At 49.0% G+C, this 18,176-nt stretch carries 19 protein-coding genes; 13 read left to right on the forward strand and 6 right to left on the reverse strand.

All coding sequences use genetic code 11. The features are described from left to right. Window positions 1-11 precede the first annotated feature (11 nt). Window positions 12-953: an SPFH domain-containing protein gene (locus tag B3Z23_RS11345; protein WP_294909545.1), complete on the forward strand. Its 942-nt coding sequence runs from the start codon at window positions 12-14 to the stop codon at window positions 951-953. 94 nt (window positions 954-1,047) lie between these two features. Here the strand turns inward: B3Z23_RS11345 and mnmE are convergent, their stop codons facing one another. The 5 genes from mnmE to rpmH all read right to left on the reverse strand — a co-directional run bounded on the left by mnmE (window position 1,048) and on the right by rpmH (window position 4,900). Next, window positions 1,048-2,412, reverse strand: coding sequence for a tRNA uridine-5-carboxymethylaminomethyl(34) synthesis GTPase MnmE (gene mnmE, locus B3Z23_RS11350; RefSeq protein ID WP_294909547.1), 1,365 nt, complete (start codon window positions 2,410-2,412; stop codon window positions 1,048-1,050). 105 nt (window positions 2,413-2,517) lie between these two features. Further along, window positions 2,518-4,161 (reverse strand): membrane protein insertase YidC, encoded by a 1,644-nt coding sequence (gene yidC / locus B3Z23_RS11355; protein WP_294909549.1) that lies wholly within the window; start codon window positions 4,159-4,161, stop codon window positions 2,518-2,520. Window positions 4,162-4,179: 18 nt separating this feature from the next. Then, window positions 4,180-4,422: a membrane protein insertion efficiency factor YidD gene (yidD, locus tag B3Z23_RS11360; RefSeq protein WP_072055967.1), complete on the reverse strand. Its 243-nt coding sequence runs from the start codon at window positions 4,420-4,422 to the stop codon at window positions 4,180-4,182. Further along, window positions 4,386-4,745: a ribonuclease P protein component gene (gene rnpA / locus B3Z23_RS11365; protein ID WP_038016392.1), complete on the reverse strand. Its 360-nt coding sequence runs from the start codon at window positions 4,743-4,745 to the stop codon at window positions 4,386-4,388. Before rnpA ends, yidD begins: the two co-directional genes overlap by 37 nt. A 14-nt stretch (window positions 4,746-4,759) precedes the next feature. Continuing rightward, window positions 4,760-4,900: a 50S ribosomal protein L34 gene (gene rpmH / locus B3Z23_RS11370; RefSeq protein ID WP_000831330.1), complete on the reverse strand. Its 141-nt coding sequence runs from the start codon at window positions 4,898-4,900 to the stop codon at window positions 4,760-4,762. 610 nt (window positions 4,901-5,510) lie between these two features. Between rpmH and dnaA the strand changes: the two genes are divergently transcribed. The 12 genes from dnaA to B3Z23_RS11430 all read left to right on the forward strand — a co-directional run bounded on the left by dnaA (window position 5,511) and on the right by B3Z23_RS11430 (window position 17,650). Next, window positions 5,511-6,929 (forward strand): chromosomal replication initiator protein DnaA, encoded by a 1,419-nt coding sequence (gene dnaA / locus B3Z23_RS11375; protein WP_294910096.1) that lies wholly within the window; start codon window positions 5,511-5,513, stop codon window positions 6,927-6,929. 4 nt (window positions 6,930-6,933) lie between these two features. Further along, a complete protein-coding gene (gene dnaN, locus B3Z23_RS11380) occupies window positions 6,934-8,034 on the forward strand; it encodes a DNA polymerase III subunit beta (protein WP_294910098.1) in 1,101 nt (366 codons plus the stop codon). A gap of 91 nt (window positions 8,035-8,125) precedes the next feature. Further along, entirely contained in the window at window positions 8,126-9,211 is a 1,086-nt protein-coding gene (gene recF, locus B3Z23_RS11385; protein WP_294910099.1) for a DNA replication/repair protein RecF, read from the forward strand. Between the two features lie 18 nt (window positions 9,212-9,229). Continuing rightward, the gene (gene gyrB / locus B3Z23_RS11390; RefSeq protein ID WP_294910101.1) at window positions 9,230-11,638 is read left to right on the forward strand and encodes a DNA topoisomerase (ATP-hydrolyzing) subunit B; all 2,409 of its coding nucleotides are present in this window, start codon (window positions 9,230-9,232) and stop codon (window positions 11,636-11,638) included. A 160-nt stretch (window positions 11,639-11,798) separates the two neighbouring features. Further along, window positions 11,799-12,902, forward strand: a complete 1,104-nt coding sequence (locus B3Z23_RS11395; protein ID WP_294910103.1) for an NAD(P)/FAD-dependent oxidoreductase — start codon at window positions 11,799-11,801, stop codon at window positions 12,900-12,902. A 21-nt stretch (window positions 12,903-12,923) separates the two neighbouring features. Then, window positions 12,924-13,706: a transporter substrate-binding domain-containing protein gene (locus B3Z23_RS11400; RefSeq protein ID WP_294910105.1), complete on the forward strand. Its 783-nt coding sequence runs from the start codon at window positions 12,924-12,926 to the stop codon at window positions 13,704-13,706. Between the two features lie 147 nt (window positions 13,707-13,853). Further along, window positions 13,854-14,669: a sugar-phosphatase gene (gene yidA / locus B3Z23_RS11405; RefSeq protein WP_294910107.1), complete on the forward strand. Its 816-nt coding sequence runs from the start codon at window positions 13,854-13,856 to the stop codon at window positions 14,667-14,669. 322 nt (window positions 14,670-14,991) lie between these two features. Beyond that, on the forward strand, window positions 14,992-15,204 hold the full coding sequence (locus tag B3Z23_RS11410) for a YdgH/BhsA/McbA-like domain containing protein (RefSeq protein WP_038016409.1): 213 nt from the start codon (window positions 14,992-14,994) through the stop codon (window positions 15,202-15,204). A 143-nt stretch (window positions 15,205-15,347) separates the two neighbouring features. After that, window positions 15,348-15,560, forward strand: a complete 213-nt coding sequence (locus B3Z23_RS11415) for a YdgH/BhsA/McbA-like domain containing protein (protein ID WP_294910109.1) — start codon at window positions 15,348-15,350, stop codon at window positions 15,558-15,560. A gap of 140 nt (window positions 15,561-15,700) precedes the next feature. Continuing rightward, complete coding sequence (locus B3Z23_RS11420; RefSeq protein ID WP_294910111.1) at window positions 15,701-15,913, forward strand: YdgH/BhsA/McbA-like domain containing protein; 213 nt, start codon at window positions 15,701-15,703, stop codon at window positions 15,911-15,913. A gap of 137 nt (window positions 15,914-16,050) precedes the next feature. Then, window positions 16,051-16,263 (forward strand): YdgH/BhsA/McbA-like domain containing protein, encoded by a 213-nt coding sequence (locus B3Z23_RS11425; RefSeq protein ID WP_038016414.1) that lies wholly within the window; start codon window positions 16,051-16,053, stop codon window positions 16,261-16,263. Window positions 16,264-16,396: 133 nt separating this feature from the next. Then, window positions 16,397-17,650, forward strand: a complete 1,254-nt coding sequence (locus B3Z23_RS11430; protein WP_294910113.1) for a DUF3748 domain-containing protein — start codon at window positions 16,397-16,399, stop codon at window positions 17,648-17,650. Here B3Z23_RS11430 and B3Z23_RS11435 read toward each other — a convergent pair. Then, window positions 17,631-17,996 (reverse strand): YceK/YidQ family lipoprotein, encoded by a 366-nt coding sequence (locus B3Z23_RS11435; RefSeq protein WP_294910115.1) that lies wholly within the window; start codon window positions 17,994-17,996, stop codon window positions 17,631-17,633. The genes B3Z23_RS11430 and B3Z23_RS11435 overlap by 20 nt on opposite strands. Window positions 17,997-18,176 lie beyond the last annotated feature (180 nt).

Here is an 18,176-nt window from a genome sequence, read left to right on the forward strand (position 1 = left end):
AGGAGGAAATCATGTCACCAGGACTTATGGCATTAGCGTTAATTATTATTTTACTGGCAATCAGCTTTTTCAAATGTGTGAGGATTGTTCCTCAGGCCGACCAATGGATTGTGGAACGATTAGGCAAATATCACAGTACACTGAATCCCGGACTGAATATTCTGATCCCGTTTATTGATGTTGTGGCTTATAAAATGTCGGCCAAAGACCAGTTATTTGAAGTCAAAGGGATAGAAGGGATCACCAAAGATAATGCTACCGTCGGAGTCAATGCTATCTGCTTTATCAGGATTGCGGATCCGAATAAAGCTGCTTACGGTGTAGACAGTTACAGTGCTGCGGTACAAAACCTGGTGATGACGACCATCCGTAATGCTGTCGGTGGGATGAACCTGGATGATACGCTGTCGAATCGTGATCAGTTGGCAATTACTCTGCGAGCCAATATGGAAGAGCAGATGAATGACTGGGGACTGATCCTGAGAACGGTTGATATTCAGGATATTACTCCGTCTGACTCGATGCGTAAATCTATGGAGCAACAGGCTGCGGCTGAGCGGGAACGTAAAGCGACAGAAACCCGGGCCGAAGGTAATAAAAATGCGGCTATCCGCGAAGCGGAAGGGAAAAAGCAGGCAATGATTTTAGATGCTGAGGCTAAACTGGAGGCTTCGCGTCGTGAAGCCGAAGCTATAGAAACACTGGCCAGTGGTCAGAAAAAAGCGACAGAGCAGCTTGCTGCGGCACTGAACGTTGCCGGCGGTCATCAGGCAATGTCCTTCCAGCTGGCTAACAACTACGTGATGACACTCAGTGAATTGTCGAAGAGTGATAATGCAAAAGTGGTGGCGATGCCAGCAGACCTCGCGCAGGCAGTGGGAGGATTACTTAATGCCGGTGCTCTGATGTCGGTAGGTGCCGAGGCAGTGTCCGGTAATGGCAGTAGCCGCTGATACACTGCAGGTTAACGATGACCGTAGCATATCGCGGTCATCATCGCTGGTTGTCAGATCGGGCGTTGGCTAACTGATCTGTGATGTTTACTGGTTACTTCCCGATGCAGAAACTGGAAAAAATGCGTCCCAGCAGATCATCGGCGGTAAACTCGCCAGTAATTTCGCTCAGAGCCTGCTGTGCCAGACGTAACTCTTCTGCAAGCAGTTCCCCGGCCCGGGCACCTACCAGTTGGTATTGTCCCTGAACAAGGTGAGAACCTGCGGCTTCCAGGGCTTCAAGATGGCGACGGCGGGCAATAAAACCGCCTTCAATATTCCCCGAAAAACCCATGCTCTGTTTTAAATGGTTGCGAAGCAGGTCAATCCCCGCACCGGTTCGGGCTGATAATCGGATGAGCATATGTTCGCCAGTCTGCTCAGCACCGAGGGTCTCTCCGGTAATATCCGCTTTGTTACGAATTACTGTGACTGGCAGGGCAGGCGGCAAGCGCGCAACAAAATCCGGCCAGATCTGTAGAGGATCGGTAGCAGTGGTGGTGGTGCCATCTACCATAAATAGTACGTGATCAGCCTTGGCTATTTCCTGCCAGGCACGTTCAATCCCAATCCTCTCTACCTCATCACTGGATTCACGCAATCCTGCGGTATCGATAATATGCAATGGCATTCCATCGAGATGGATATGTTCGCGCAGAACATCGCGGGTAGTCCCGGCAATGTCTGTGACAATAGCCGCTTCTCTGCCAGCCAGAGCATTGAGCAGGCTGGATTTCCCGGCATTGGGACGACCGGCAATCACCACTTTCATGCCTTCGCGTAACAGGCTGCCCTGACGGGCTTCACTGCGTACGTTATCTAAATCCTGCATTACCTGTTGTAACTGCGCTTCAATCTTGCCATCGGACAGGAAATCGATCTCTTCATCCGGAAAGTCTATGGCTGCTTCGACATATATGCGCAGATGGGTGAGCGCTTCAACCAGATGATTAACCCTATCTGAAAAAACACCCTGTAAGGAGTTAACGGCAGAGCGCGCTGCTTGTTCTGAGCTGGCATCTATCAGATCGGCAATGGCTTCGGCCTGAGCCAGGTCCAGTTTATCGTTCAGAAAAGCACGCTCGGAGAACTCTCCGGGTTTTGCAATACGCAGACCCGGTAATGCGACGATCCGTTTTAACAGTAAGTCGAGAATGACCGGGCCACCGTGTCCCTGTAGTTCCAGCACATCCTCACCGGTAAAAGAGTTCGGGCCAGGGAACCATAGCGCAATGCCCTGATCAAGCACCGTACCCTCAGCATCTTTAAACGGCAGGTAGTCGGCGTAACGTGCTTTCGGCAGTTTACCTAAAATCTGTTGTGCGACCTCTGCCGCTTTCGGACCGGAAATCCGGAGTATACCTACTCCGCCGCGCCCAGGCGGAGTTGCCTGGGCGACGATAGTATCGCTGTGGCTCATAGCTGTTCTCTCTTTACCAATAAAAAAAGGCGGTCTTTAGACCGCCTTATCATATCCTGAGTGATATTCACAAATCACGCAGTAGTGTTGCTGCATGAAAAGTTATCAGGCTTTTTTCTTACGACTGTGCAATCCGCGTTTTTCCAGACCACGGTAAATCAGCTGTTGCTGAATAATGGTGACCAGGTTACTCACGATATAATACAGCACCAGACCTGACGGGAACCACAGGAAGAAGACTGTAAAAATAACCGGCATGAAGGTCATGATCTTCTGCTGCATTGGGTCAGCAACGGTAGTAGGCGACATCTTCTGGATGAAGAACATAGTGACGCCCATCAGAATTGGCAGAATGTAGTACGGGTCTTGCGCAGACAAATCGTGAATCCACAGGATAAACGGCGCATGACGCAGTTCAACAGAGCCCATCAGCATGTAATACAGAGCCAGGAAGATTGGCATCTGGATTACCAGTGGCAGACAGCCCCCAAGTGGGTTAACTTTCTCTTCTTTGTACAGCGCCATCATCTCCTGACTCATACGCTGCTTATCCTCGCCCATACGCTCGCGCATGGCCTGGATTTTTGGTTGCAGCATGCGCATTTTAGCCATTGAGGTGTATTGCGCACGAGTCAGCGGGTACATGATTCCGCGGACAATAAAGGTAATTACGATAATGGAGAAGCCCCAGTTACCGATAAAGCTGTGGATAAACTTCAGCAGTTTGAACAATGGCTGAGAGATGAACCACAACCATCCATAATCCACGGTCAAATCCAGGTGAGGAGAGACTGCGGCCATCTGGTCCTGAATTTCCGGACCGACCCACAGCGTGGCGTTCAGATTCTGTTCTGCACCGGCAGCAATAGTGACCGGAGAAGATTTATAGCCAACTGCCGCCAGACCGTTACCCAGGTTACTGGTATACAGTGTGTTGCTGCCGGAAGTCCGTGGAACCCAGGCGGTAGCAAAATACTGTTGCAACATGGCAACCCAGCCATTATCGGTATTAACGTTCAGGTTCTCATTTTCAGCAATGGTATCAAACTTATATTTCTCATACTTTTCATTGCTGGTGGAGTACGCTGCACCACGGAAAGTATGCAGTGCGAAGTTATTGCTACCGGTATCACGGGATTTTGGCAACGTGATGGTTTGTTTCAACTGACCAAACATGGAAACTTCCAGCGGCTGGGCTGATTTGTTATCCACATGATAGTCGACGTCGACAGCGTAGCCGCCACGCTTGAAGACAAACGTTTTGGTATATACCACACCGTTCTCACCGGTCCAGGTCAGAGGTACACGCAGTTCAGTCTGACCATCCGCAAGCTGATAGCTGTCCTGAGGGGTGGTATACAGAGGACGCGCACCATTCGCTGGGTTGTCTGGTCCATTACGGCCGGTTAAACCACTTTGTGCCTGATACAGAAAATCAGGAGAGGTTTCCAGCAACTGGAAAGGACGGGTAGAACCCAGCTTATCAGGGTAAGTGAGTAACTGTGCCTGTTCTACATCGCCACCACGGGTGTTAATTTCAACAGACAATACGTCTGTTTTAACAGTAATCGTTTTGCCCTGACCACTGGCCGGAACGCCCTGGTTTGCGGCATCACCTGCGGTGCTGTTCGTATTCTGTGTGGTCTGGGTTTGCTGTGGCTGTGGATTGTGGTCCGTTTGCCAGGCTTGCCAGATCATAAAAGACACGAACAGAAAAGCGATGAAAAAAAGATTGCGTTGCGAATCCATCGTTAATTTTCTCTGCTATCAGTGTTTTTTTGGCGGCACCGGATCGTCACCGCCCGCATTTAACGGGTGGCATTTTAATACGCGTTTCACCGTCAACCAACACCCTTTTATCACCCCGAAACGACGTAAGGCTTCGATCCCATACTGGGAACAGGTTGGATTGAATCGGCAATGAGGCCCCAGCAGAGGACTTATTGCCCGTTGATAAACACGAATCAGTACTATCAGGAGCCGCGCGCCAGGCGACAATGACGACGCCATAATTTCTCCAACACTTCCGTCAATGCAGGGTTATCCAGTTCCGCAATCCCTTTTTTAGCAACGATGACAAAATCCATCGCCGGAAGCTCGTGCTGGCGCAGTCGAAAACTTTCCCGGGTCAGACGTTTGATCCGGTTACGTTCATGAGCGCGTTTGACGTGTTTCTTAGCGACGGTAAGACCGATGCGGGGATGCCCCAGCGAATTCTGGCGGCCGAGAATAGTTAATTGCGGCGTGCCAGCTCGTTGTGGCTGCTGGAAAACGAAAGTGAAATGATTGGGAGTTAACAAACGTAACTCCCTGGGAAATGCGAGCTTACCCACCAGGGTTCGCTTTATTACTTAGAAACGGTCAGACGAGCACGGCCTTTAGCACGACGACGTGCCAGAACCTGACGACCATTTTTAGTAGCCATACGAGCACGGAAGCCGTGAGAACGGTTGCGCTTCAGTACAGACGGTTGAAAAGTGCGTTTCATGGCGATTTCTACCTAAACTTGAGAATGTTCACTTGGTGACGCGTAGCTGAGTCAGTAAACCGACCGACGCCTCAGTGTATTTTATTTAAAGAGGCGGGATTGTAATAACTGTACAGTCCTGAGTCAATTTACTTTGGCTAATAATGACACCTTTATGCCTGATTAAGGCTGTTTACTTCGGCCATGACCACCGGATTCCGGAAATCTGGCCGGCAAACAGCGTGAGAATTATACGGCCTTCCTTATAAAGAGCAAGGATCGTTAAGGATCATCTGGCGATCGCGGCTAAAAAACTTCATGGCAGGGGGCGAATGACCAATCCGGTGAGATCAACATAAAGATTTTCTGGCCGAAGATTACAGAGCGTGACCTCGCCGCTGTCATTATAAAATCCTGTGGATAAAATGGGTAAAATCCGTGTAGAAAAGGAGGATCTCTTTCCCGCTTTGCGCTATGATCCGTCGTTCCGCTGATGATCCTTCCAGGTTAACCAGCGGTGATGATTTACAGATCGTTGCAGCAGGCGATTTCTACGTCTGTATCAATAATTAGTGTTTTCAAAAGATTAGCACCGTTTCTTGTCTTACTTTTTGTACCAGTGGAGTCCGCCGTGTCACTAACGCTTTGGCAACAGTGCCTTACCCGTTTGCAGGATCAATTGCCTGCCACTGAATTCAGTATGTGGATCCGCCCGTTACAGGCTGAATTAAACGACAACACCCTGGCTCTGTACGCACCAAATCGCTTTGTACTCGACTGGGTGCGCGATAAATACATCAATAGTATCAATGGTCTGCTGAATGAATTTTGCGGTGTAGATATCCCGCAACTTAGGTTTGAAGTTGGCGCGCGACCTGCGGCGGCGGCGGCCCCGGCAACGGTACCAGTAGCTAGTGCGGTGACCATGCCGCATATCTCACAACCTGTTCCTCCGGCCCGTCCGACGACCAGCAGTAACGAAGTGCGCCCAAGCTGGGATAACACCCCTGCGCCGGTTGATGTGGCCTACCGGTCGAATGTTAACAGCCGACATAATTTTGATAATTTTGTCGAAGGTAAGTCGAATCAACTGGCTCGTGCCGCGGCCCGTCAGGTCGCCGATAATCCTGGCGGCGCCTATAACCCGTTATTTCTGTATGGCGGAACGGGGTTAGGCAAAACGCATCTGTTACACGCGGTCGGTAATGGCATTATTGCCAGAAAACCCAATGCACGGATTGTCTATATGCACTCCGAACGTTTTGTCCAGGATATGGTAAAGGCATTGCAAAACAATGCGATAGAAGAGTTTAAACGTTACTATCGTTCAGTCGATGCCTTGTTGATTGATGATATCCAGTTCTTTGCCAATAAAGAGCGGTCTCAGGAAGAGTTTTTTCATACTTTTAATGCCTTGCTGGAAGGTAATCAGCAAATCATTCTGACATCTGATCGCTACCCGAAAGAGATTAACGGGGTGGAAGATCGGTTAAAATCGCGTTTTGGCTGGGGTCTGACCGTAGCTATCGAGCCTCCCGAACTGGAAACCCGTGTTGCCATTCTGATGAAAAAAGCGGATGAGAATAAAATCCGTCTGCCAGGTGAGGTCGCTTTCTTTATTGCCAAACGTCTGCGCTCTAATGTCCGCGAGCTGGAAGGGGCTCTTAACCGTGTGATTGCTAATGCCAATTTTACCGGGCGCGCTATCACTATTGATTTTGTGCGTGAAGCCCTGCGTGATTTGCTGGCTCTACAGGAAAAGCTGGTCACCATCGATAATATTCAGAAAACGGTCGCAGAATACTATAAAATTAAAGTTGCCGATTTGCTGTCAAAACGCCGTTCGCGTTCGGTTGCACGACCAAGGCAGATGGCTATGGCGATGGCCAAAGAGTTGACCAACCACAGTTTGCCGGAGATAGGCGATGCTTTCGGTGGGCGTGACCACACTACGGTGTTACATGCCTGCCGAAAGATTGAGCAGTTGCGTGAAGAAAGTCACGATATAAAAGAAGATTTCTCCAATTTAATCAGAACATTATCTTCCTGACGCTATGAAATTTATTGTAGAAAGAGAGCAGTTGCTCAAACCATTACAACAAGTGAGCGGCCCCCTGGGGGGACGTCCGACATTACCTATTCTTGGCAACCTGCTGTTGCAGGTTAGCGAGGGTGCCCTGTCTTTGACAGGTACCGACCTTGAAATGGAAATGGTTGCCCGTGTCACTCTCAGCCAGCCACATGAAGCTGGAGAGACCACCGTACCTGCGCGTAAATTCCTGGATATCTGCCGGGGACTTCCTGAGGGTGCTGAAATTCATGTCATTCTGGAAAATGACAGAATGTTGGTACGCTCTGGCCGTAGCCGTTTCTCGCTATCGACGTTACCGGCAGGTGATTTTCCAAATCTGGATGACTGGCAGAGTGAGGTTGAATTTACCCTGCCACAGGCGACCCTGAAGCGGCTGATTGAAGCAACGCAGTTTTCGATGGCCCATCAGGACGTCCGTTATTACCTTAATGGCATGTTGTTTGAAACAGCAGGTGAAGAGTTGCGTACTGTTTCTACAGATGGTCATCGGCTGGCCGTCTGTTCAATGCCAATAGGCCAGTCATTGCCAGACCATTCAGTGATTGTACCTCGCAAAGGTGTGGTGGAACTGGTCCGGCTGTTGGATGGTGGTGATAACCCGTTACAGGTTCAGATCGGCAGCAGCAATATACGGGCACATGTGGGCGATTTTATCTTCACCTCTAAACTGGTGGATGGACGCTTCCCGGACTATCGCCGGGTATTGCCTAAAAATCCGGATAAAACTCTGGAAGCAGGTTGTGATCTGCTACGCCAGGCATTTGCCCGGGCAGCTATTCTGTCTAACGAAAAATTCAGAGGCGTCCGGCTATTTATTACTGAAAACCAGCTGCGTATCACCGCCAATAACCCTGAACAGGAAGAAGCTGAAGAGATTCTGGATGTGAGTTACCAGGGGAGTGATCTGGAAATTGGTTTTAATGTCAGCTATGTGCTGGACGTACTAAACGCCCTGAAATGTGAGAATGTCAGACTATTACTGACAGATTCGGTTTCCAGTGTGCAAATTGAAGATGTCGCCAGCCAGCATGCAGCTTACGTTGTTATGCCAATGCGACTGTAGCCCGCAATTCTGATGTTCAGTCTGACTGCAGCAGCATGAGCTGCAGGCAGACTGCTCCCCTGAATGAGTTTGCCTCTCCTCCGGACTGACTATGGCCCTGACACGCCTGATTATTAAAGATTTCCGTAATATTGCTCAGGCTGATTTAGCCCTCTCAGAGGGCGTGAACTTTCTGATTGGACCTAACGGGAGTGGTAAAACCAGTGTGCTGGAGGCAGTGTATACGCTGGGGCATGGCCGGGCATTTCGCAGTATTCAGACTGGCCGCGTGATCCGCCACGAACAGTCATCATTTGTGTTACATGGTCGCATCGAAGATGTTCACCAGCAGCACAGTATTGGGTTAAGTAAGGACCGTGCCGGCGACAGCAAAGTCCGTGTCGATGGTACTGACGGTCATAAAGTGGCTGAACTGGCCCAGCTGTTGCCTATGCAGTTGATAACCCCGGAAGGTTTTACGTTGCTAACCGGAGGGCCAAAATTTCGCCGCGCTTACATCGACTGGGGCTGCTTTCATAATTATCCCGGATTTTTCAGTGCCTGGAGTGATTTACGCCGGCTGATGAAACAGCGAAATGCGGCCTTGCGCCAGGTCAGCAGCTATCGGCAATTGCGGCCCTGGGATCAGGAACTGGCTCCACTGGCGCAACAAATCAGCGAGTGGAGGCAGGCTTACAGTGATGAAATCACCCGCGAAATTAAAGCGACCTGCCAGCAATTTTTGCCGGAATATGACCTGAGCTTCTCTTTTCTGAGGGGCTGGGACAAAGAGAGCGATTATGCTGAGTTACTGGAGCGTAATTTTGAGCGGGACAGAGCGCTGACCTATACTGCCAGCGGTCCTCATAAATCTGATTTTCGTATACGGGCTGTCGGCACCCCTGTAGAAGATTTGCTGTCCCGCGGGCAGCTTAAGTTATTAATGTGTGCCCTGCGCCTGGCGCAGGGAGAGTACCTGACACGTCAAAGCGGACGACGTTGTATTTACCTGATCGATGATTTTGCCTCTGAGCTGGATGACGAACGTCGTCATATCCTGGCCAACCGTCTGAAAGCGACCCGGGCACAGGTTTTTGTCAGCGCCATAAGTGTTGATCACGTAATCGACATGAATGATGAAAAGGGCAAGATGTTCAGCGTAGAAAAAGGTAAAATAGCAGTTCAACCTGAAGATTAAAATGAGCGAGAAACGTTGATGTCGAATTCTTATGACTCCTCAAGTATCAAAGTTCTGAAAGGACTTGATGCGGTACGTAAACGCCCCGGTATGTACATCGGTGACACGGATGACGGCACCGGGTTGCATCACATGGTATTCGAGGTTGTGGATAACGCCATCGACGAAGCACTTGCGGGCCACTGCAAGGAAATTATTGTTACTATTCATGCAGATAACTCCGTGTCTGTTCAGGATGATGGCCGCGGCATTCCTACCGGTATTCACCCTGAGGAAGGTGTTTCTGCGGCAGAAGTTATCATGACGGTACTGCATGCCGGCGGTAAGTTTGATGATAACTCGTACAAAGTGTCAGGCGGCCTGCATGGTGTCGGTGTTTCGGTGGTAAATGCCTTATCCGAAAAACTGGAACTGACGATTCGTCGTGATGGAAAAGTCCATCAGCAAACCTATCTGCACGGTGTGCCAAGTGCGCCACTGAATGTGGTGGGCGAAACTGACTCCACGGGAACATCGGTTCGTTTCTGGGCCAGTCATCAGACGTTTACCAATGTCACTGATTTTGAATATGACATCCTGGCGAAACGGCTGCGCGAACTGTCGTTCCTGAATTCCGGAGTCTCTATCCGGTTGATCGACAAACGTTCCGATAAAAGCGACCATTATCATTATGAGGGCGGAATTAAAGCGTTCGTAGAATATCTGAACAAAAATAAAACGCCAATTCACCCGAATGTGTTCTACTTCAGTACCGAAAAAGACGGTATTGGTGTGGAGGTTGCTCTGCAATGGAACGATGGCTTCCAGGAAAATATTTACTGCTTTACTAACAACATCCCTCAGCGTGATGGTGGAACACACCTGGCCGGTTTTCGTGCTTCAATGACCCGTACGCTGAATGCCTATATGGATAAAGAGGGTTACAGCAAAAAAGCTAAAGTCAGTGCGACCGGTGATGATGCCCGTGAAGGACTGATTGCCGTCGTGTCGGTGAAGGTACCGGATCCAAAATTCTCCTCCCAGACCAAAGATAAACTGGTCTCTTCGGAAGTGAAATCTGCGGTTGAATCGCAGATGAATGAATTACTGGCAGAATACCTGCTGGAAAATCCGTCTGATGCCAAAATTGTGGTCGGAAAAATTATCGATGCGGCCCGTGCCCGTGAAGCTGCCCGACGCGCTCGTGAAATGACCCGCCGTAAAGGTGCCCTGGACCTGGCTGGTTTGCCGGGCAAACTGGCGGACTGCCAGGAGCGTGATCCTGCATTTTCTGAAGTTTACCTGGTGGAAGGGGACTCTGCTGGCGGATCTGCCAAGCAGGGGCGTAACCGTAAAAACCAGGCGATTCTGCCGTTAAAAGGTAAAATTCTGAATGTCGAAAAAGCGCGTTTCGACAAAATGCTCTCTTCTCAGGAAGTCGCCACACTGATCACCGCACTGGGTTGCGGTATTGGTCGCGATGAATACAATCCGGACAAATTGCGTTACCACAGCATCATTATCATGACGGATGCGGACGTCGATGGTTCACACATCCGTACCCTGTTGTTGACCTTCTTCTACCGTCAGATGCCGGAGATTATTGAGCGTGGTCATGTGTTTATTGCTCAGCCGCCATTGTACAAAGTGAAAAAAGGCAAACAGGAACAGTACATCAAAGATGATGACGCGATGGATCAATACCAGATAGCGATTGCGCTGGATGGTGCGACCCTGCATACCAATTCCAGTGCACCGGCCTTAAGCGGTGCTTCGCTTGAAGAGCTGGTATCGATGTTTAATTACACCGAAAAGATGATCAAGCGTATGACCCGCCGTTATCCTGCAACGATGCTGAAAAGACTGGTGTATCGTCCGACTCTGAGCGATCTCACCGACCAGGCTACAGTTCAGCAGTGGCTGGATGGACTGGTGAGTGATTTAAACGAACGCGAAGCGCATGGCAGTAGCTATTCCGGTTACGTGCGGGAAAATCGTGAGCATCAGCGTTTTGAGCCGGTCTTACGAGTCAGAACGCATGGAGTGGATACAGATTACCCACTCGATTATGAATTTATTGAGGGGCCTGAGTACCATAAAATCAACGCATTGGGTGAGAAATTACGTGACCTGATCGAGGATGATGCGTTTATTGAACGCGGTGAACGTCGTCAGCCGGTGGCCAGTTTTGAACAGGCGGTGGAATGGCTGGTGAAAGAATCCCGTCGAGGCCTGTCGGTCCAGCGCTACAAAGGATTAGGCGAGATGAACCCTGAGCAGTTGTGGGAAACCACAATGGATCCGGACAGCCGCCGTATGCTGCGGGTTACCATTAAAGATGCGATTGCCGCCGATCAGCTGTTCACCACCCTGATGGGCGACGCGGTTGAACCACGCAGAGCTTTTATCGAAGAGAATGCTCTGAAAGCAGCCAATATCGATATTTAATCAGTACTGCCGCAACATCTGACCCTCTTTGGTGACAAAGAGGGTTTTTTTATTCCGAATCCCGTATTTTGTGCCTTTCCGCCAGTAACCATTAATAAATCCTATTTCATATCTCATTGACCGGAGGCAATACTCATTCCATTAAACCATGGAGGTATGGATGAAAGTTGCAGTTATTGGTGGTGGGGTTATAGGGGCCTCCTGTGCTCACCAGTTGGTTAAAGCTGGTGCTGAAGTCACTTTGTTCACTGAAGATATATGGGCCTCACAAGCTTCCGGTCGCTCCCTTTCCTGGTTAAATGCCTCCGGCTGCTGGCCGGAAAGTTATTACCTGTTACGTATGGCGGGGATTGCCCGTTATCAGACGCTGTATCACCGGCTTTCGCCAATCGACTGGCTCAAATTTTCTGGTGGAGTGTTCTGGTCCTCCCCCGAAGAAGTGGCTGAATGGCACAAGGCGGAAACTGATCATGGTTACCAGTCTGAGCTATTAAATGATCCTCAACAACTGACGACAATTGAAGCGCTGGCGAACCCACAGGCGGTTAACGGTGCGGCACTATTCAACCCGGGAGAAGGCTGGGTAAGTCTGCCGGAACTTATTCACACTCTATTGGCAGAATTTACAGCACTGGGGGGTAAAACGGTACAACATGCAGGAAAAGTGCTGCCATCTGCCGATATGGAAGGGAGGATTTGCGGGGTAGTTACCCCGGAAGACGGGTTGTTGCCTTTTGACCGTGTGTTAGTCGCTTGTGGGGCTGAAACTCCTGCGGTGGTTGGGTCTCTGGGATACTCGCTGCCGGACGGATCAGTATTATCAATGCTAGCCATCAGCGAACCCGCCGATATTCTGCCTGACAAGGTGTTCAATACTCCGCGGGTGGCTTTACGGCCAAATCCCGGTCATACACTGGCACTTGACCATAGTTGGTATGTTGAAGATATCCGCCAGCTGGACGACGGTAGTTTTACCGTCAGTCCACAAATCCCCGCACGTCTGATGGAAGAAGCTGATCAGATACTTTCCCTGGGAACGCCTTTAAAAGTCGCCAGCTATAAGGTGGGCCGTAAACCTGTTCCTGCCGATGGTTTTCCGGTGCTCGGTGAGTTACCCGGTTTTCCGGGTTGTTATATTGCATTCACCCATTCAGGAGCCACTCTGGCACTGATTATTGGTGAATTGCTGGCAGGAGAAATGGTGACCGGTAAGCGGCACCCGATGCTGGCTGATTTCCGCCCGGAACGTTTTAGTCAGGAATAACTTCAGGCCAGAGGGGGATTAATGAAAAAGTGGATAGTATTGTTGCTCGCTGGTGGAATGTCCGGTTGTTATGCCGCACAGACTTTTCCTCCCCTCACTGTAGGTATCGATCCTACCTTTCCGCCATTTGAATATATGGATGATTCTGGTCATCTGGCCGGTTTCGATGTGCAACTGGGCGAGGAGATTTGTCAAAGAATTCACCGGCATTGTACGTTTGTATCACTGCCGTTTGATTCGCTCATTCCCGCGTTGCAGGCCCGAAAGTTTGACATCATCCTTTCATCGCTGTCGATAAATAATGAGCGCAAAAAGTCTGTCGATTTCTCCCTGCCACTGTTCAGCACCCCCGTGTATCTGATAGCCGCTAAGAGCAGTCCTCTGGTGGCAGATGCAGCGAGTCTTAAAGGTCATCGTGTGGGGGTACAACAGGGGTCTGTTTTTGAAACCTATGCAGATAAGTACTGGCGGCCACAGGGTGTGGAAGTGGTGACCTATCAGTCACCTGACCAGATTTACACAGACCTGACCGCGGGCAGACTGGATGCCAGCCTGGATGATGCGGTGTCGGCCACTTTCTCATTTCTGAAAAAACCTCAGGGCGCCGGCTATGCTTTGAAGGACAGGGAGGTGACAGATACTGCATTATTCGGTCAGGGGACAGGGATAGGTTTCCGGAAAGGCGAAGATCTTCAGCTTCAGCAGCAGGTCAATCAGGCGATCACAGATATCTATTCTGACGGGAGTTTTGCAAAGCTGAGCCACCAGTGGTTCACCTTTAATGTTGCAGTACAGCATAAATAAGCCTGCGAATGATATTCGCAGGAAATCAATAATCCAGTCTGATCAGTCATATACTGTGATCTGTACGGATTGTTGCCAGGGGAACGCTGTCAGATTCGACGTAAACAGGATAGCATCGGATGATATTCGGTAAATCATGAGGATGTTATGGCAATTAAACTGATAGCACTTGATATGGATGGCACGTTACTGGATCCGGAGCATAAAATTACACCGGCAGTAAAATCAGCAATTGCCCGGGCTCAGGCACAGGGGATTATTGTGGTTCTGGCCTCCGGAAGACCCCATATTGGGATGAAGCGTTACATCACCGAGCTTGGACTGGATACCCCGGGTCAGTTTTGCATCAGTTATAACGGTGCATTAGTCCAGCGTGCTGATGATGGAAGCTGTGTAGCGGAGGTCACGCTGGGTCACGCAGATTACCTGAAATTCTGGCAACTGTCCGTTGAATATGGCGTCCATTTTCAGGCACTGGATAAAACCCACCTCTACACCCCCAATAAAGATATCAGTAAGTATACGGTGCATGAGGTTTCTCTGACCGGTATTCCTTTGCGTTATCGTTCACCTGAGGAGATGGATGCTACGCTACGTTTTCCAAAGCTGATGATGATTGATGAGCCAGAATTACTGGATGCCGCGATTGCCCGTCTGTCACCGGAAATTATGCAGGATTATACCATTCTGAAAAGTGCGCCGTACTATCTGGAAATCCTGAATAATCAGGTGAATAAAGGGGAGGGGGTCAGAAAACTGGCTGAACTCCTTGGCTTCACTGCGGATGAAGTGATGGCGATTGGTGATCATGAAAATGATCTGGCAATGATTGCCTATGCCGGCAGTGGCGTTGCGATGGGCAATGCTATTGACTCAGTAAAACAGCAGGCCCGCTATCAAACCACGACTAATGCAGAAGATGGTGTAGCCCGGGCTATCGAAAAATGGGCGCTCACTGCCTGAAGCTGAAAACAGGCATCGCCGGATGCCTGTCCTACCCCAGTTGTTAGTCCTCCACCTTTCTGACTGATTTTTTACACGGGCTTTCACTCCGGTGTCATTACGGGTCAGCATTGTGTTGCTTCGTTGTAACAATAGCCATCCGGTGTGTCCTCATTAAATACAATAATATTAATTAGTTAACAACAGATGGCTAATATTCACCCAGTGTTGTTACTCATAGTAACTGAGATCGCATTTTCTGTTAACACGCTAATAGTAACTGTGGGTATTATTATTTCATCAAAACTAATGATACTTTTTAAACTTTATTGAGGTGTTAACCATGAAAACGATGACGACTCTAATCACTGCCGCTGCCTTATCTGCATTGTCTTTCGGTGCCTTCGCTGAGTCTGTCTCTGCGACCAGCAGTACTCTGGATGGTGCTCAGGCACAGATTGCTGCGAAAGCCAAAGCTGCCGGGGCTTCTTCATATACCATTACCAGTGCTGTTAATAACAACCGTGTTTATATGACTGCAGAACTGAATAAATAATCACTGATTATGAGTCGATGCCTCCGTTTTTTGTGACAGAGATCGCACAGTTAGTTAATAAAGTAATAGTAACAACGGTTATTATTAGTTGCATCAGGATGATTAATGTCCTGCGTAACAAACCAAAGAGAAGGAATTTGACCATGAAAACTATGACTACTTTAATCGCTGCGGCAGCATTATCTGCCCTGTCTTTTGGTGCTTTTGCTGAGTCTGTCTCTGCGACCAGCAGTACCCTGGATGGCGCTCAGGCTCAGATTGCCGCGAAAGCTAAAGCTGCGGGTGCATCTTCATACACTATTACCAGTGCTACTGATAATAATCATGTATATATGACCGCTGAACTGAATAAATAAACGTTTATGTTCCGCAATATTATTTTCTGACAGAGAGCCTCTTTCAGAATAAGAAAAATTAAACGAAATAAATAACGAAGATGATTTAAATCAGGACAATGTGTGCCCTGCGTAATAAACCATAAAGAAGGAATTTGACCATGAAAACTATGACTGCTTTAATTGCTGCGGCAGCATTATCTGCCCTGTCTTTCGGTGCTTTCGCTGAGTCTGTCTCTGCGACCAGTAGTACCCTGGATGGTGCTCAGGCTAAGATTGCTGCGAAAGCTAAAGCAGCTGGAGCATCTTCATATACTATTACCAGTGCGGTTAATAACAATCGTGTGTATATGTCTGCAGAGCTGAATAAATAATAAAACCGCCAGTATATTATTTTCTGATCGGTAAACACTCTCAGAAAATAAAATTAATTTGCCGTGATGAATAATACTGGTATGAAATCAGGACAATGTGTGCCCTGCGTAATAAACCATAAAGAAGGAATTTGACCATGAAAACTATGACTACATTAATTGCTGCTGCTGCATTATCTGCCCTGTCTTTCGGTGCTTTCGCAGAGTCTGTCTCTGCGACCAGTAGTACCCTGGATGGTGCTCAGGCTCAGATTGCCGCGAAAGCCAAAGCAGCAGGTGCATCTTCATATACTATTACCAGTGCGATTAATAACAATCGTGTGTATATGTCTGCTGAGCTGAATAAATAATAAAACAGTGTGTGCAAGTCGCCGGAAAAGCTGCCTCAGGGTAGCTTTTCTTGTTTATTGCGGATATGGCACTGGCAGAACGCTACAGAATATTGCATATTCCTCACCACCGGAACCGTAATGGACGCGTGCAATGCAGGAAAAACAATTAACTTTTGACCCTCGCCATCATCAGCTGACAAACTCGCAGGTCTGGACTCCGGACAGTCAATGGCTGGTTTTTGATACCCGCCCACCAGAGGCGACGTTTAACAGCCTGACGGTCGAGCGGGTAAATGTTAATAACGGGCAGAATGAAATCCTGTACCAGGCTTCACAGGGAGCCTGTGTCGGGGTGATCAGTTGCAGCCCCCGGCTCCCTGAACGTTATGTCTGCATCCATGGCCCCGAGAATCCGGATAAATTATGGCATTATGATTTTCATCACCGTCGTGGGGTGATTATCGAGGATGGCCGCGCAATCACTCTGGATGCCTGCGATATTACCCCACCTTATACCCCGGGCGCTTTACGCGGCGGGACTCATGTGCATATGTTTGATAGTGAAGGTGAATTCCTCAGTTTCACCTATAATGATCATGTGATGCATGAGCGATCTTTGGCAGAAGATATGCGTAATGTAGGGGTAGCAGTACCCTTGCGCCCGGTGATTGTTAGCGGACAGCATCCCCGGGAATATAACGGCAGCCATTTTTGCGTCCTGGTCACTCAGACGACGGTGAATCCTCAACCCGGAAGTGATCAGATCAACCGGGCCTATGAGGAAGGATGGGTAGGTAACTCCGGTTACCGGAAAGCCAGCGGTGAATGGCAGCGCAGGGCGCTGGTGTTTATTGGAGACACGCTTTCCGCCGAAGGGGCCAGGGTTCCGGAAATCTTTATTGTCGATTTGCCAGAACACCCTGAAGAATTTACGACTAACGGTGTTTTTCCGTTACAGGGGTTAACTGACCGTTTACCTTTTCCCCCACAGGGCGTGGTTCAGAGAAGACTGACATACACTCATGGGATTGCGTTACAGCCCCGTCACTGGTTACGAACATCACCAGATGGAAGTCTCATCACTTTTCTGATGGCCGATGAGTATGGGATTATCCAGCTGTGGAGTATCTCGCCTGAAGGGGGAGAACCTGTACAGGTTACTCGTCTGCCCGAAAGTATTGCCTCGGTGGTGAACTGGCATCCGCAAGATGATTCAGTGGCTTTTGTATGTGATAACAGCATTATGGCATGTGATATTCGTTCAGGGCTTTGCCGGAGACTGACTCCCCGCACTGAACAGGCACCCTGCGGCGATGCCGTAGTCTGGTCCCCGGACGGACTGAAGATCGCTTATATGAGGGATATCAGTGGCTGGAGACAATTGTTTATGGTGACTGATTTTTAACCGTAGCCGGAGGGGCAGGCATCATGGTATCTGTCTTTGCCAGAGTTTCGCTTTCAGCGACTCTGGCACGCAGCGAGCTCCCGCCTGATTTATTGTCTTTACGGAAGTAATCCCACGGGACCAGCAGAGTATCCATGACTGCAGAAAACGGATAATCCACCACGGCAAGTGTTTTAATCGGCCAACGTGTATTATGGTCTTCCAGTATTTCAGTATTCGCCCGCGTACCCGAATAGTACCCTTGTTCCGGGCCGGTATGTGACATCACACTGGAACAGCCGGTAACAGAGAACGTACACCAGAAAATGATACCTGTTGTCGGAATCCGGTTGATTACTTTAATCATAGTCGTCCCTTTTATCCTCAATAACCGATATTTCAGGCAGCTTTACTCGTTGCTGATATAACTCAAATGACTGCGATAGTTCTTTGAGTGTAAGACAATTCTCATTAGTTACCCTAAAAAAACTCGATTTGCTTGAAAAAAATGCGATCGACCCCATTTTTATAAGTAACGCTGTAGGAT

It is taken from the genome of Tatumella sp. UBA2305 (assembly GCF_002345795.1).
Taxonomy (GTDB): Bacteria; Pseudomonadota; Gammaproteobacteria; order Enterobacterales; family Enterobacteriaceae; genus Tatumella; species Tatumella morbirosei.